Raw genomic sequence first — 16,110 nt, 5'->3', positions numbered from 1 at the left:
AAATGCACGATAGAGCAAACGCGCGCTCCGATGCGCACGACAGCGAAGACAGCAGGTTGCTGGCGCTCGGTTATCAGCCGCAATTCCGCCGCGTCCTCGGCCTCTTCGCCGACTTTTCCCTCGGGTATTCATACATGAGCCCGATGGCGGGCGTGTTCGCGCTGTTCTCGACGGCGCTGGTCGCCGCGGGGCCGCCGTTCTTCTGGACGATGCTCGTCGTGCTCGCCGGCCAGGCGTTCGTGTGCCTGGTCTTCGCCGAAGCCGCGTCGGCCTACCCGATCGCCGGCGGCATCTATCAGTGGGCGCGCCAGTTCGGCGGCACGCGCTGGGGCTTCCTGACCGCGTGGATCTATCTGTTCGCGCTGATCGGCACGGGCGCCGGGATCTCCGCCGGCGGCGCGCCGTTCCTCGCGAGCCTGCTGGGCGCCCCCGCGACGCCGACCTTCAACGCGATCGCCGGGATCGCGATTGCCGTCATCGCGATCCTCGCGAACTTCGCGGGCACCCGGGTGCTCGCGAAGGCCACGGAAATCGGCGTGTGGGCCGGCATCGCCGGGCTCATCGTGTGCGGCGTGTACATGCTGTTCTTCGCACGCGTGCAGCCGGTGTCGATTCTGTGGAACACGTTCAACGTCGCGCATGGAAACTACCTGCCCGCGCTGTTCGCGGCCGGCCTCATCGGCATCTGGATCTTCTACGGCTTCGAAGCGTGCGGCGACCTCGCCGAGGAAGTCGACGGCGCCTCCCACGCCGTGCCGCGCGCGATGCTGCTGACCATCGTGTGCGGCGGGACGTCCGCGCTGCTGATGACGGTCGGTCTGCTGTTCGCGATTCCGGATCTGGCCGGCGCGCTCAGCGGCAAGGTCGCCGATCCGGCCAGCGCCGCGATCCAGCAGGCGATGGGCCCGCTCGGGCTGAAGTTCACGATGGGCTGCCTGCTCGCCGTGGTCGTCAGCGCCGTGGCGTCGGTGATCGCGTCGATCAGCCGCCTGATGTTCTCGCTCGGCCGCGACAACATGATCGTCGGCGCCCGCTTCCTCGGCCGCCTCAGCGGCACGCGGCAGCAGCCGGTAGCGGCGATCTGGACGACCGCCGTGCTGACGATCCTGGTGCTGTCGGTCGGCTTCATTTCCGCGAACGCGGCAACCGAGATCATCAGCTTCGCGACCACCGGCATCTACACGTCGTTCCAGATGGTCGTGCTCGCATCGCTGCTGGCCAGCCTGCGCGGGTGGCAATCGGACGGCGCGTTCCGGCTCGGCGCGAAAGGCATCCTGATCAAGCTCGTCGCACTCGCGTTCGGGGTGGCATCCATCGTCGACCTCGCGTGGCCGCGCACGCCGGAGGCCGGCTGGTTCGAGAACTGGCTGATCGTCATCTCGCTGGTCGTGATCCTGATCGCCGGCCTGATTCAAATGGCGAAGCTCGATCTGTCGTCGAACCGCCTGAGCGCGGAATAACACTACAATCGCGAGGCGGGCCGCAGTGCATGCGGCCCGCCTCGTTTTTCCATTTGGAGGGCCCCGTCCCGCCTCGACCGACATGAAGCCCCTGTTCAACTTCTGCTTTTTGCTGATGCCCAACTTCAACATGATCGCATTCACGAATGCGCTCGAAGTGTTGCGGGCGGCGAATCAGCTGCGCGAGACCGACGAATATGCGTGGTCGCTCGCGAGCATCGACGGCGGAAGGATCGATGCGAGCAACGGGATCGCACTGGACACCACGGCCGTGAGGGAACTCGTCAGGCCGGACATCGTGTTCGTCTGCGGCGGCAACGACGTGCACGATGCGACGACCCGCGATCACCTGACGGCATTGCGGCAGTTCGATCGCCAGGGCGTCGTGCTCGGCGGCATCTGCACGGGCGCATACGTGCTCGCCAAGGCCGGCCTGATGACCGGATATCCGTGCGCGATCCATTGGGAGCACCTGTTCGCGCACCGCGAAACGTTCCGCGACATCGAATTCTCGAAGCGGCTGTTCGTGATCGACCGCAATCGCGTGACCTGCGCGGGCGGGCTCGCGCCGCTGCACATGATGCTCGAGCTGATTTCGGATCAGGTCGGCCCGGCGCGGGTCGCGGAAATCGCCGACTTCTTCATCGTCGAGAACCTGCGCAATACTGATTCGTTGCAGACGATCCCGCTCGTGGCCCGGCTCGGCTCCGCGAACCGCGTGATCTTCGACGTGATCGACATCATGGAAGAGAACATCGAGGATCCGCTATCCGGCGACGATCTCGCGCTGCGCTCCGGGATTTCGGTGCGCCAGATCCAGCGGCTGTTCCGCGACGCGCTCGGCACGACGATCGCCCACTACTACGTCACGCTTCGGCTGAAGCGTGCGCGCGAGTTGCTGCTGCAGACGGGGATGCAGATTTGCGATATCGCCACCGTCTGCGGCTTCAAGTCGATCTCGAACTTCGGCAGGAATTATCGGGAAGCCTTCGGCTGCGCGCCCGGCATCGAGCGGAAAAGGCGCGCGGCACTGATCGAAGCCGATGCGCGCGGCGGCTGACCGGAATTCGGCACGCACCATGCCGCGAGGGCCGGGGCAGGAAGTCATCCCGCCCCGGCCCTCGCGATCCGCATCAGCCCATCCATGCGTCACAGCCGGCAAGCCATGCTGTAACCCGACCGCTCAATGCACGCCGAGATACGCCTTCACGGCCGGCAGACCCGGCTTGCCGTCGAGCGTCGTCACGCCGGCCAGCCACTTGTCGAGCGATTGCGGGTTCGCCTTCAGCCACTCGGCAGCCGCCTTGTTCGGGTCTTCCTTGTTCATGATCGGCACCATCACGTGGTTCTCGATCGACGTCGTGAACTGCAGGTTCGACACGAACTTCGCGACGTTCGGGCAGCGCTGCGCGTAGTCGGGCGGCGTGGCCGTCAGCACCTTCGCTTCGCCGTAGTTCGGGCCGAACACGCTGTCGCCGCCGCTCAGGTAGTCGATCTTCATCTGCACGTTCATCGGATGCGGTTCCCAGCCGAGGAACACGATCCACTGCTTGTCGCGGATCGCGCGGTTCACCTCGACCAGCATCCCGGCCTCGCTCGACTCGACCAGCTTGAACTTGCCGAGGCCGAACTGGTTGCCGTCGATCATCTTCTTGATCAGCGTATTGCCGTCGTTGCCCGGCTCGATCCCGTAGATCTTGCCGTTCAGCTTGTCCGCGTACTTCTGGATGTCGGCGAACGACTTCAGGCCGCCCTGGTACACGTAGTCGGGCACGGCCAGCGTGTATTTCGCGCCGGTCAGGTTGGGCGTCGCGAGCACCTTGATCGTGCCGGCCTTCGTGAACGGCTGGATCATCGGGTCCATCGTCGGCGACCAGTAGCCGAGGAACACGTCGATCTGCTTGCTCTTGATGCCAGCGAACGTGATCGGCACCGATGCGATCGTCTTGGTCGGCGCGTAGCCGAGGCCCTGCAGCATCGTCGCCGCGAGGCCGGTGGTGGCCGCGATGTCGGTCCAGCCCACGTCCGCGAAGCGCACGTTCTTGCACACGGGCGGGTCGGCCGCATAAACGGCCGACGTCGGCGCGGCTATCCCGATCCCGCATACCGCTGCGATCAATAGGCGCTTCATTTGTCTTCTCCTCAAGGTGACGTCGTTTGCATGGATGCGGGATCGTTTATAGAAACCGCGCGCCGCGATCCCGGCGGCGTCGCGGACCGAATAGGGTTCGCGCGGCAGTCTCAGCGCCCGGGCAACCGGCGCTCGTAGCTCGGCGCGTGGCCGAACTGCGCGCGGTATGCCTTGCTGAAGTGACACGGCGAATGGAAGCCGCAGGTCGTCGTCACGCGTGCGATCGACGCGTCGGTCGTACGCAGCAGGTCACGCGCGCGTTTCAGGCGCAGCGTCAGGTAATAGTGGGTCGGCGACACGTTCAGGTACACCTTGAACATGCGCTGCAGGTGCCGCTGCGACAGGCGCACGAGCCGTGCGAGTTCCTCGAGCGACAGCGGCTCCTCGATGTTCGCTTCCATCAGCCGCACGACCTCGATCAGCTCCGCGCGCGAGAAGCCCACACGCGCATCGACCGGAATCGGCTGCGTGTCGGTCGAGCTGCGGATGCGTTCGAGAATGAACTGCTCGGACACCTGCGCGGCGAGCTGCTGGCCGAAGCGCATGCCGACCAGGTTCAGCATCAGGTCGAGCGGCGCGGTGCCGCCAGTGCAGGTCAGCCGGTCGCGGTCCACCACGAACAGCTCGTCGGCGAACCCGACGTGCGGAAACTCCGCGTGCAGCGACGACAGGTTCTCCCAGTGCACGGTGCAGCGATAGCCGTCGAGCAGCCCGCCCGACATCAGCGCATACGCGCCCGTGCAGATGCCGCCGAGCGGCAGCCCGCGTTCGGCGAGCGCCGCGAGCGTGTCGCGCGCACCGTCGTCGACCACGTCGCGGATGCGAATGCCGCCGCACACGATCATCACGTCGGGCAGGCTCGTGTAGTCGAGCGCCTGGGTCGGCCGCACCGCGATGCCGTTGCTGGCATGCACGGGCGCGCCGTCGAGCGAGTAGATCGACCACCGGTAATGGTCGGCGCGCCCGACGTAGTTCGCCATCCGAAGCACCTCGACGGCGCTCGAGAACGCGATCATCGAGAAATTCGGCAGCGTCAGGAAGCCGAAATGGGCGAGCGACGAAACCGGTGAAACGCAAGCGGCGGGCGCAACGGCGGCGGCGGACGTCACATCGGGCTCCTGGCGAACGGGTTGAGCGGGTTGCAGGCAGTCAGCCCCGCGGCGGATGCCGCGGAAGCCGGTATCGAATCAGGGAAGGCGGCCGGAAGACTTGCCGGCCGCCAGCAGGTCACGCTTGCACGGGCGTTGCCTTGCCGCGGAACAGTTGCTTCAGGCCCGCGAACAGCGGTGCTTTCACGGTGCCCGGCGCACGGCCGAAGCTCTCGGTGATGCGGTCGAGAATGATCGCGAGCAGCACGACCGACAGACCGCTTTCGAAGCCGAGGCCGATGTCGAGACGCTGGATGCTGGCGAGCACGTCGTTGCCGAGGCCGCCCGCACCGACCATCGACGCGATGATCACCATCGACAGCGCCATCATGATCGTCTGGTTCACGCCCTGCATGATCGACGGCAGCGCGTTCGGGAACTGCACCTTGTACAGCAGTTGCCACGGCGTGCAGCCGAATGCCTGGCCGGCTTCGACGATCTCGCGGTTCACGTGACGGATACCGAGGCTCGTCAGGCGCACGGCCGGCGGCATGGCAAAGATCACCGTCGACAGGATCCCCGGCACGCGGCCCAGACCGAACAGCATCGCGGCCGGAATCAGGTAGACGAAGGCAGGCATCGTCTGCATCAGGTCGAGGATCGGACGCACGATCGCAGCAACCCACTTGCTCTTCGCGGCCCAGATGCCGAGCGGAATGCCGAGCACGAGGCTGATGATCGTCGACGACAGCGTGAGGCCCAGCGTGATGACGGTCTGATCCCAGAAGCCCGTCGCGAAGATCAGCAGCAGCGACAACGTGGTGAACAGCGCAAAGCGCCAGCCCACGCGCCACAGACCGATACCGATGAAGATCGCCATCATCAGCCACATCGGGATCGCCTGCAGGCTGTGCTCGACGAAGGCTGCAAGCCCCTCGATCGCGCGGCCGATCGCATCGAACGTCGCCGCGTCATGGTCCAGCAGGTAGTGAACGGACTGGTCGACCCAGGTACCGAGCGGAATCATTTCAGACATGGGAGCCTCGCGAACGCGTGATGGCCTTCAGGATGAGTGCACGGTCGACCGAGCCGCAGTAGCAGCCGTCGTCGTCGACGACGGGCAGCGCATTCGCGCTCGCGACCACGCGCGCGACGACGTGTTCGAGCGACGCATCGCGCCGGATGCTTTCGATCGGGCGCACGGACGGCGTGTCCTGGCCGATCGCCTCGCGCGTGACGAAGCCGCGGATCTTGCGTGCGGCGTCGAGCACGAACGCGTATTCGGCGTTGCCGTTCAGCGTCGCCGCGACGTTCGCGGCATCGCACTTCGACACGATCGGCACGGCACCCGTCTGCATCAGGTCGCCGGCCGTGAGGTAGCGGCTGGTGTCGACGCCGTCGAAGAACGCGCGCACGTAGTCGTCGGCCGGGTTCGTGATGATGTCCTGCGGCGTGCCGACCTGCACGAGCCGGCCGCCTTCCATGATCGCGATGCGGTTGCCGATGCGCAGCGCCTCTTCCAGATCGTGCGACACGAACATGATCGTGCGGCGCTGCTCCTTCTGCAGTTGCAGCAGCACGTCCTGCATTTCGCGGCGCTTGAGCGGATCGAGCGCGGAAAACGCCTCGTCCATGATCATCAGCGACGGGTTCACGGCCAGCGCGCGGGCGAGACCGACGCGCTGCTGCATCCCGCCCGACAACTCGGACGGCAGCTTGTTCGAGAACGGGGCGAGACCGACCTGCTCGAGCACTTCCATCGCACGGCGCTCGCGCTCCTTCTTGCCGACGCCCGCGACCTCCAGGCCGAACGCGGCGTTGGACACCACGGTGCGATGCGGCATCAGCGCGAACGACTGGAACACCATGCTCATGTCCTTGCGGCGCAGCGCAGTCAGCGCCGAGCGGCGTGCCGACGCGACGTCGAGCCCGTCGATCATCACCTTGCCGGCGCTGGGATCGACCAGCCGGTTCACGAGGCGGATCAGAGTGGACTTGCCGGAGCCCGACAGGCCCATCAGCACGAATATTTCGCCTTCCTGCACGTCGAACGATACGTTGTGCACGCCGACGACCTGACCGGTACGCTTGAGCACTTCGTCTTTCGTCGAGCCGGCGGCGAGCATGTCGAGCGCCTGCTGCGGGTTACTTCCAAACACCTTGCACAGACCTTCGACCACGACCTTGGGGGCATCCATCGAAACCTTCTCCTCGTGTAGCGGGGACTCACGCGTGTCATAGCGTGCCTACATAGTTGCCAGAAAAAACCCCGACCTGCCGACGAATTACGACAAACGCTTGCGCAAATACGACACGGCCGGCAGCCCCGCCTGGCGGGCCGCGGCATGCGGCAGCACCCGTTTGCGGCAATGCAATACGCGCAGGGCCAGCAACGACGGGCATCGCGCGTGAGACTTGTGCGCAGCAGCGCGACGCGCAACCGATGATGTTTTGCGTCAAAGCGCATCGGCCGCGCGTCGCTTTGCGACAATTTCACGTCCGATCGGACCGTATCGCGGTCGCATCCGGACAAAAAGCATGACCGTACGTAAAACCGCGCGCCGCAACAGCCAGACAGCCACGTTTGACGGCCCGTCCGCAACCCTGAAAATCCCGCATGGCCGCTGTGATACATTGCCGGCAAATACACTGATCGCGACGTCGCGGCGCCTTGCGCACGCCGCACCGCGCCGGAGTGCGCGCATGCCGGTTCGCCTGCCGGCCATGCCGAAACAGCCTCGATCGGGCGCACCATGATCGAAGCACGATAACGAAATGAGAGAGGGAGCAAGGCGATGAATTGGGCTTTTGCCGCAATCGGTTTCATCGTGGGCGGTATCGCTGCATTGTTCGGGGATTTTTCGGCCGCCAACGGCGCGCTGCTCGGGGCGGCGGTCGGGTTCTGTCTCGGCCACGCGCTGCTGCAACGCAAGCGCAAGAACGACAACACCGCACGCGACGCGTTCGCCATCACCACCGCAGCGACGCCACCGCAGCCGCCCGCGACGCTCGCCGATCGCGTCGCGCGTCTCGAAGCCACGGTCGACACCCTCACGCGCGAGCTCGATGTGCTGCGCGGCCAGCTCGCCGGCGCGAAGGCCGGTGCAGCGGCGGCCGGCAGCACGGCGCAAACACCGTCGACGTCTTCGTCCGCCATCGTCGCGCCACCCGCCGCCGCCATTGCGCCACGACCGTCGACGCAGCCTGCCGCCGCGAGTGCGGGTTCGTCGTCGTCCGTGCCGGCTCCCGCACCTGCCGTCGCCACGCCGCGCACGCGCGACGCCGACGCGGCCACCCGCGCACCGATGAATGCGCCCGCAACGACCGCGCGCCCCGCTCCGGCTACCCCGCCCGCCCCGCCGAAGCCGCGCGAACCCGACCTCGCCGAACGCGCGTTCCGCGCCGCGCGCGACTGGCTGCTCGGCGGCAACACGGTCGTGCGCGTCGGGATCATCGTGCTGTTCTTCGGCGTCGCGTTCCTGCTCAAGTACGCGGCCGACAACAACCTGCTGCCGATCGAATTCCGCCTGGCAGGCACCGCGCTCGCCGCGGCCGCGCTGCTCGCGATCGGCTGGCGCGTGCGTGCGCGCCGCGCCGCGTACGGCCTCGTGCTGCAAGGCGGCGGCATCGGCATCCTGTATCTGACGATCTTCGCCGCGACCAAGCTCTACCCGCTGCTGCCCGTCGGCGCGGCGTTCCCGCTGATGGTCGCGGTGTGCGCGCTGAGCGCGTTCCTCGCGGTCAGACAGAATGCGTTGCCGCTCGCGTTCATGGGGAGCGCGGGCGGCTTTCTCGCGCCGGTGCTGCTGTCGACCGGCCACGGCAGCCACATCGCACTGTTCAGCTACTACGCGCTGCTGAACACGGGCATCTTCGCGATCGCATGGTTCAAGGCATGGCGCCCGCTGAACCTGCTCGGCTTCGTGTTCACGTTCACGATCGGCTCCGCGTGGGGCGTGACGGCCTACCGCCCCGCGCTGTTCGCGAGCACCGAGCCGTTCCTGATCCTGTTCTTCCTGATGTATGTCGGCATCGCGCTGCTCTATGCGGTCAAACGCGAACTCGCGCTGCGTCACTATGTGGACGGCACGCTCGTGTTCGGCACGCCGATCGTCGCGACCGCGCTGCAGGCGGCGCTCGTGAAGGACATGCCGTTCGGGCTCGCGTGGAGCGCCGTCGCGCTGTCGGCGTTCTACGTCGCCGTCGCCGCCTGGCTCGCGCGGCGCCGCGATCGCCTCGCGTTTCTGTTCGAAGCGATGCTCGCGCTCGCGGTGATCTTCGCGACGCTGGCGGTGCCGCTCGCGTTCTCGGGCCCGACGACGAGCGCCGCATGGGCGATCGAAGGCGCGGCCATCGTATGGGTCGGCGTGCGCGAGAAGCGCCTCGCGCCGTTCGGCTTCGGGCTGCTGATGCAGGTGGCCGCGGCCGGCGCGTTCTTCACGAGCGTGCTCGGGCCGGTCGACGCAAACGCGTTGCCGGTGCTCAACAGCCCGTATATCGCGATGCTGCTGATCGCGCTCGCCGGGCTGTTCACGGGCTGGTGGCTGCACGGGCGCGACGAAGCGCGCGCGTGGCACGCATGGATGCCGGAGGTCGGCGCGGCCGCCGCGGCGTGGGGGCTGCTGTGGTGGGTGAGCGGCGGGCTGCACGAGATCCTCGTCTATGCGAGCCGTCACGTCGACCTGCATGCGGACCGCTTCGTCGTCGACACCACCGCGCTGTTCGCGGCCGGCACCGCCTGGCTCGCCCACCTCGCGCGCCGCAAGCTCGCGTGGCCGATCGCCGAATGGCCGGCGCTCGCGTTGACGCCGGTGCTGGCGCTGCTCGCGCTGCGCGCGTTCGATGCGCACGAAGCGCCGCTGTCGGGCATGGGCGCGTTCGCGTGGCCGATCGCCGTCGTCGCATGCTATGCGCTGCTGTGGCGCCAGTCGCGCGATACGGCAGCGGCCGGCACGTCGGGCGCGACCTCGGCCGGTGCGACCGCCATCCCCGCCGGCGTGCTCGCGCCGCTGCACACGCTGACTTTCTGGACGCTGTGCGGGCTGTTCTCGCTCGAAGGCTTCTGGCGGCTGCGCGCGTTCGTCCCCGAAGGCGCGTGGAGCTGGAGCGCATGGGCCTACGGCTTCGGCGCGCTGCTCCTGCTGGTGTCCGGCCCCGGCACGCGCCTGCGCTGGCCGATTGCCGCCTTCCCGCGCGCCTATCAGATATGGGGCGCCGCACCGCTCGCCGCGCTGCTGTGGTTGTGGAGCATCGCCAGCGTGACGAGCGACGGCGACGCGTCGCCGCTGTTCTGGCTGCCGCTGCTCAATCCGCTCGACGTCGCGCAACTGCTGATCTTCGTCGGGTTCGCGACGTGGCTGCGCCGGCTGAAGACGCTCGGCGTCACGTGGCATCCGCTCGCGATCGACCTTGCCGCGCTCGCGACCGTGTTCCTGTGGTTCAACGCGCTGCTGCTGCGCACGCTGCATCAGCGGTTCCACTTCGGCTACGACATCGACACCGTGCTGTCGTCGTTCGGCATCCAGCAGGTGTTCATGGTCGGCTGGAGCCTGTTCGCGTTCGCCGGCATGTGGCTCGTGCGCCGCGACGGCATCGCACGCGTGTGCGCGCTCGCGGCACTGCCGCTGATCGTCGTGATGTGGGTCTGGACCTTCTACGCGAACTTCACGCAGGACGGCGGCAGCTGGGCGCGCATCCCGCTGCTCAATCCGCTCGATCTCGTGCTCGTGGTCGTCTATGCGCTCGCCGCGTCGTGGTTCGTGCGCGCGCGCAAGCTCGGCTGGGCGTTCGACAACTATCGCGTCGGGCTGCTCGGCGCGGCCGGCGCGACGGCGTTCCTGTGGCTGAACGCGATCCTGCTGCGCACGCTGCATCACTGGACCGGCGTGCCGTACGCATTCGATGCAATGGCGGAATCGACGCTCGTGCAGGCGTCGCTGTCCGTGTACTGGACGGTCTGCGCGCTCGCGACGATGATCTGGGCGACGCGTCGCGGGTTGCGTGCGCTGTGGTTCGTCGGCGCCGCGCTGCTCGCGCTCACGGTGATCAAGCTGTTCCTGTTCGACCTGTCGCACGTCACCGGCATCGAGCGCATCGTGTCGTTCATCGGCATCGGCGTGCTGCTGCTGTTGATCGGTTATTTCTCGCCGCTGCCGCCGAAGGCCGCGGCCCAACGCAACGACCACCAACCATGAAACGACTCGCAGCCCTGCTCGGCCTGAGCCTGCTGACGTCGTTCGCGGCGGCCGACGGCACGTCGGGCGCCGAACGCGTCGCACATCGCTTCTCGCTCGATCTCGACGGCAGCGCCGCGTATTACCAGCTCACCGTGCCGCAAGCCGTCTATGCGGGCAGCCGGCGCGACGATCTCGGCGACGTGCGCATCTTCAACAGCGCGGGCGAGCCCGTGCCGTATTCCCTCGATGCGCCCGCCGCGGCCGCGGTGGCGCCGTCGCGCACGCCGGTGCACTGGTTCCCGCTGCCGCCGGCCCGCACCGACAACAGCCACGCGCCGCTCGGCGTGTCGGTCGGCCCGGACGGCTCGCTGCGCGCGGCCGCCACCGTGCCGGCGCGCGCGAAGCATGCGTCGGATCTCGTCGACCTGTCGCATGCGGACGGCGAAATCGACGCGCTGCTCGTGCATGTGAACGACGACAGCTACCAGGGGCGCGTCGCCGTCGCGGCAAGCGACGACCTGCGCAGCTGGCGCTCGCTCGGCAGCACGCAACTGCTGAAGGTCGGGCGCGGCGGCGACATGCTGGTGCAGGAACGCATCGCGCTCGAAGGCGCCGGGCCGCGCTACCTGCGGCTCGACTGGCTCGACGGCGCACCCGCGATCGGGTCGGTCGACGTCGAGACGCATCCGCGCGATGCACGCTCGACCGACGCGGCGGCCGTGCCGCGCCAATGGCGCGACGTCACGCACGCGCGCGCCGGCAGCGCGCCCGGCGAATATCTGTTCGAGACCGACGGTGCCTATCCGGTCGACCGCGTGCGGATCGACCTGCCGCAACCGAATACCGTTGCGCGCGCAACGCTGCAGAGCCGCCCCGACGCGCAGGCGCCGTGGCGCGACGTTGCCGACGCCGTGCTGTTCAGGTTGCAGGGCAAGGGCGGCGATCAACGCAATCCGCCGCTCGAATTCCCGTCGGATCCGGACCGCGCATGGCGGATCGTCGTCGACATGCGCAACGGCGGGCTCGGCGGCGGCCAGCCGGCCGTCTCGGTCGGCTGGCATCCGGCCGCGCTGACCTTCGTCGCGCGCGGCACGCCACCGTTCACGCTCGGCGTCGGCAATGCGGCGCTGCTGTCGTCGGCGGTGAGCCGCGATGCGCTGCTGGTCGGCATGGCGCCCGAAGTCCGGCCCGCCCGCGTCGGCGCGGCGTTGCCGGTATCGGAGGCCCCGCCGGAGCAGGCCGCCGATACGGACGCCACGCGCCGTTACGTGCTGTGGGGCGCGCTGGTCGTCGCGGTCGGCGTGCTGGGGACGATTGCGTGGCGCCTCGCGCGCGGCGATGGCAGTGGCGACGGCGGCGCACGCAATCGCGACGAGTGACTCCGCGCGTTCATCGGACTCTTTACGCACCTTTTATCCGCCGCCCCCGTATCTTTCGACGATCGCAACGGGTAACTGCGTACAGTCGTCGCATCGCAACCACGATGCGACGACATGCAGGACACGTACCCATCGCATGACCTTCCGTTCCCGCGCACGCGCCCGGCCCTGCCGCTGAGGCAACTGCTGTCCGCCGTGCCGATCATGCTTGTGCTGGCGGTCACGCCGGCGGCCCGTGCCGACACGACGCCGACGGCGTCGTCAACCCCCACCGCCGTCGCCACGCCCGCTGCGTCGCCCTCCCCCGCACTCGATGCGATCGTGGCCACGCTGCGTACCCGCTTTCATGTCGCGTATGCCGACGCATGCACGATCGCCCGCGCGGTACAGACCGAATCGGACCGCTACGGACTCGCGCCCGCGCTGCTGCTCGCGATCATCGCCGTCGAGTCGGGTTTCGATCGCCATGCGGTCAGCGTCGCCGGCGCGCGCGGCCTGATGCAGGTGCTGCCGTCCGCGCATCGCGACCTCGTCGCGCATGTGAAGGACCTGTCCGATCCGGCGACCAACGTGCAGATCGGCGCGGCGATCTTCCACGGTTATCTCGACGATGCGGACGGCGACGTCGAATCCGCGCTCGTGCGCTACAACGGCGGCACGAAGCGCTATGCGCAGCGCGTGGCCCTGCGCGTGCAGCAATTCGATGCGCAATTGCGCCGCTCGAACGGCGTACCGCTCGGCGAGCCGAGAACCGCCGCGAACCCCTGAGCCTGCATGCACGACGACCCGCGCGCGGCGTCGCGCTACTGCGCACCGGCCAGCCGATAGCCGACGCCCGTTTCCGTCACGATGTGCTGCGGCCTGCGCGGATCGCATTCGAGCTTGCGCCGCAGATGGCCGACGTACACACGCAGATAGTGGGCGTCCTTGTCGTGCGCCGCGCCCCACACCTCGTTCAGCAGACGGTCGTGCGTCAGCAGGCGTCCCGCATGATGCGCGAGCACGGCGAGCAGCCGGTATTCGATCGGGCTCAGATGCACGCGCGCACCGCCACGCAATACCTGACGGTCGCCGAGATCGACGATCACGTCGCCGAAGCGCACCCGCATCGGCTCGATGCGGCCACCGCCGGCCTGCCGCCGCAGGTGCGCGCGAATCCGCGCGATCAGCTCGGCCGCGCCGAACGGCTTCGTCAGGTAGTCGTCCGCGCCAGCGTCGAGCGCCGCGACCTTGTCGCGTTCCGCACTGAGCGCCGACAGCACGATCAGCGGTGCGGCCGAGCAGGCCCGCAATGCGTGGATCAGCGTGGTGCCGCCGAGATCGTGCAGGTTCGTGTCCGCGACGATCAGGTCCGGGTGGCGCGTGCGGACCGCCGCCACGCCCGCGACGCCGGTCGCCGCTTCGCAGACGCTCATCTGCTCGGCCCTCAGCGCAACCCGGACGAAATGCCGGATGAACCGGTCATCGTCGACGATCACGATGACGACGCTCGGTTCGCTCATGCGACGGCGCCTCCGCCCCGGTGCGCGCGCATGTTCACGCCCATCCGCACGCGACCAGCGCCATGTCGATCAGCTTGATGAACGGGAACGGCAGCAGCACGCCCCCCAGGCCATACACCAGCAGGTTGCGGCGCAACAGCGGCGCCGCGCCGAGCGGACGATAGCGCACGCCCTTCAGCGCGAGCGGGATCAGCGCGACGATGATCAATGCGTTGAAGATCACCGCCGACAGGATCGCCGACGCCGGCGACGCAAGGTGCATCACGTCGAGCACGCGCAGTTGCGGATAGGTCGTCGCAAACGCCGCCGGGATGATCGCGAAGTATTTCGCGACGTCGTTCGCGATCGAGAAGGTCGTCAACGAGCCGCGCGTCATCAGCATCTGCTTGCCGATCTCGACGATCTCGATCAGCTTGGTCGGATTCGAGTCGAGGTCGACCATGTTGCCGGCTTCCTTCGCCGCCTGCGTGCCGGTGTTCATCGCCACCGCCACGTCGGCCTGCGCGAGCGCCGGCGCGTCGTTGGTGCCGTCGCCCGTCATCGCGACGAGCCGGCCGGCCGCCTGGTGCTCGCGGATCGTCGCGAGCTTGGTTTCCGGCGTCGCTTCCGCGAGGAAGTCGTCGACGCCCGCCTCCGCCGCGATCGCCGCGGCCGTCAGCCGGTTGTCGCCCGTCACCATCACGGTCTTGATGCCCATCTTGCGCAGCTCCGCGAAGCGCTCCTTGATGCCGCCCTTCACGATGTCCTTCAGCTCGATCACGCCGAGCACGCGTGCGACGCCGTCGCGTTGCTCCGCGACCGCGAGCGGCGTGCTGCCGCGGCGCGCGATGTCGGCCACGACCGCGTCGATCTCGCGCGTCACGCGCCCGCCATGCGCTTCGACGTAGTGCGTGATCGCGTCGGCCGCGCCCTTGCGGATCTCGCGCCCTGGAAGATCGACGCCACTCATCCGCGTTTGCGCGCTGAACGACAGGAACACCGGATGCAGCGCCTGCATGTCGCGCTCGCGCAGGTTGAAGCGCTGCTTCGCGAGTACCACGATGCTGCGGCCTTCCGGTGTTTCGTCGGCGAGCGACGACAGTTGCGCGGCATCGGCCAGCGCTTCCTCGGTCACGAACGGCGCGGGAACGAACGCCGACGCCTGGCGGTTGCCGAGCGTGATCGTGCCGGTCTTGTCGAGCAGCAGCACGTCGACGTCGCCGGCCGCTTCCACCGCGCGGCCCGACGTCGCGATCACGTTCGCCTGCATCATCCGGCTCATCCCCGCCACGCCGATCGCCGACAACAACCCGCCGATCGTCGTCGGGATCAGGCACACCAGCAGCGCGACGAGCGCGGTGATCGTCACCACGTGGCCGGCCTTCATCGCCTCCACCGAGAACATCGAGAACGGCAGCAGCGTCGCGGTCGCGAGCAGCATCACGATCGTCAGCGCGACCAGCAGGATCGTCAGTGCGATTTCGTTCGGCGTCTTCTTGCGCTTCGCGCCTTCGACCATCGCGATCATCCGGTCGAGAAACGCTTCGCCCGGATTGACCGCCACCCGCACGACGATCCAGTCGGACAGCACGCGCGTGCCGCCCGTCACCGACGAGAAGTCGCCGCCCGATTCGCGGATCACCGGCGCGGACTCGCCGGTGATCGCCGACTCGTCGACCGACGCGACGCCTTCGATCACGTCGCCGTCGGCCGGAATCGTGTCGCCGGCCTCGATCAGCACGACGTCGCCGCGGCGCAGGTCGGTCGATGCCATCACCTCGACGTCGGCCTTCCCGTGCGGCACGGCAAGCTTCTTCGCGACGACGTTATGCTTCGCACTGCGCAGCGATGCGGCCTGCGCTTTCGAGCGCCCTTCCGCGAGCGCTTCGGCGAAGTTCGCGAACAGCACCGTGAACCACAGCCACAGCGCAATCGCGACGATGAAGCCGGCGGGCGCCTCGGCCTGGCCGAACAGCGCGGCGATCCACAGCAGCGTCGTCAGGATGCTGCCGACGTACACGCAGAACATCACCGGGTTGCGGAACTGCGTGCGCGGCGTGAGCTTGCGGAACGCGTCGGCGATCGCGGGACGCACCAGCGCGGGATCGAACATCGAGCGGACGGCCGTGCGCGGATGGCCGGGACGATCGGGGTGCGGGCTTGTCACAGGGGCGGGAGACATGGCGGTTTTCCTTTTGCCGGCGCATCGACGCGGCGACATCCGGCATCGGTCGGGCGAGCCGGGTGCCGTCACGCATCGGGGCATGCGGCTTCCGTTTCCACGCAACCATCATATGAAGGTTCGTGTGAAGATCGCGGCAAAGGGTGCCGTCAAAGCATAAAAAGCGCGTAAACGTCCGCTTCGCCGCGGCGCGGCGAGGTGTCTCATGGGCCT

General features: G+C 68.0%; 10 protein-coding genes and 1 pseudogene. 5 read left to right on the top strand and 6 right to left on the bottom strand.

Going from position 1 to position 16,110, the window contains the following annotated elements; all coding sequences use genetic code 11:
• Positions 1–2 precede the first annotated feature (2 nt).
• On the top strand, positions 3–1,460 hold the full coding sequence (locus BX604_RS13180; protein ID WP_098551175.1) for an amino acid permease: 1,458 nt from the start codon (positions 3–5) through the stop codon (positions 1,458–1,460).
• Positions 1,461–1,542: 82 nt separating this feature from the next.
• Positions 1,543–2,520, top strand: a complete 978-nt coding sequence (locus BX604_RS13175; protein ID WP_098551174.1) for a GlxA family transcriptional regulator — start codon at positions 1,543–1,545, stop codon at positions 2,518–2,520.
• Between the two features lie 123 nt (positions 2,521–2,643).
• Here BX604_RS13175 and BX604_RS13170 read toward each other — a convergent pair whose 3' ends face one another.
• From BX604_RS13170 to BX604_RS13155, 4 genes and pseudogenes are all read right to left on the bottom strand, one after another.
• Positions 2,644–3,591 carry a choline ABC transporter substrate-binding protein gene (locus BX604_RS13170; protein WP_098551173.1) on the bottom strand — a complete coding sequence of 316 codons (948 nt, stop codon included), beginning with the start codon at positions 3,589–3,591 and terminating at the stop codon, positions 2,644–2,646.
• A 110-nt stretch (positions 3,592–3,701) separates the two neighbouring features.
• Positions 3,702–4,700, bottom strand: coding sequence for a GlxA family transcriptional regulator (locus tag BX604_RS13165; protein WP_098551172.1), 999 nt, complete (start codon positions 4,698–4,700; stop codon positions 3,702–3,704).
• Between the two features lie 118 nt (positions 4,701–4,818).
• On the bottom strand, positions 4,819–5,715 hold the full coding sequence (gene choW / locus BX604_RS13160) for a choline ABC transporter permease subunit (RefSeq protein ID WP_098551171.1): 897 nt from the start codon (positions 5,713–5,715) through the stop codon (positions 4,819–4,821).
• Positions 5,708–6,999 (bottom strand): annotated as a pseudogene (locus BX604_RS13155) (quaternary amine ABC transporter ATP-binding protein); the annotation flags it as partial. The gene choW and the pseudogene BX604_RS13155, both read right to left, overlap by 8 nt.
• 475 nt (positions 7,000–7,474) lie before the next feature.
• On the opposite strand from BX604_RS13155, the gene BX604_RS13150 reads away from it, so the two are divergent.
• The 3 genes from BX604_RS13150 (at position 7,475) to BX604_RS13140 (ending at position 13,002) form a co-directional block, all read left to right on the top strand.
• A complete protein-coding gene (locus BX604_RS13150; protein WP_098551170.1) occupies positions 7,475–10,873 on the top strand; it encodes a DUF2339 domain-containing protein in 3,399 nt (1,132 codons plus the stop codon).
• Complete coding sequence (locus BX604_RS13145) at positions 10,870–12,234, top strand: DUF3999 domain-containing protein (RefSeq protein ID WP_098551169.1); 1,365 nt, start codon at positions 10,870–10,872, stop codon at positions 12,232–12,234. The genes BX604_RS13150 and BX604_RS13145 overlap by 4 nt, the downstream gene beginning before the upstream one ends.
• A gap of 114 nt (positions 12,235–12,348) precedes the next feature.
• Positions 12,349–13,002 (top strand): lytic transglycosylase domain-containing protein, encoded by a 654-nt coding sequence (locus tag BX604_RS13140; protein ID WP_098551168.1) that lies wholly within the window; start codon positions 12,349–12,351, stop codon positions 13,000–13,002.
• A 35-nt stretch (positions 13,003–13,037) separates the two neighbouring features.
• Here BX604_RS13140 and BX604_RS13135 read toward each other — a convergent pair whose 3' ends face one another.
• Together BX604_RS13135 and kdpB are read right to left on the bottom strand one after the other, a co-directional pair.
• A complete protein-coding gene (locus BX604_RS13135) occupies positions 13,038–13,736 on the bottom strand; it encodes a response regulator (RefSeq protein WP_098551167.1) in 699 nt (232 codons plus the stop codon).
• Positions 13,737–13,770: 34 nt separating this feature from the next.
• Positions 13,771–15,828: a potassium-transporting ATPase subunit KdpB gene (gene kdpB / locus BX604_RS13130; RefSeq protein WP_098551166.1), complete on the bottom strand. Its 2,058-nt coding sequence runs from the start codon at positions 15,826–15,828 to the stop codon at positions 13,771–13,773.
• Positions 15,829–16,110: the final 282 nt, after the last annotated feature.

This window comes from Burkholderia sp. JKS000303, assembly GCF_002563755.1.
In the GTDB taxonomy this organism is placed as follows: domain Bacteria; phylum Pseudomonadota; class Gammaproteobacteria; order Burkholderiales; family Burkholderiaceae; genus Burkholderia; species Burkholderia anthina_B.
Note: the sequence above shows the minus strand (reverse complement) of the source record. Positions and strands in the feature narration are given on the sequence as shown.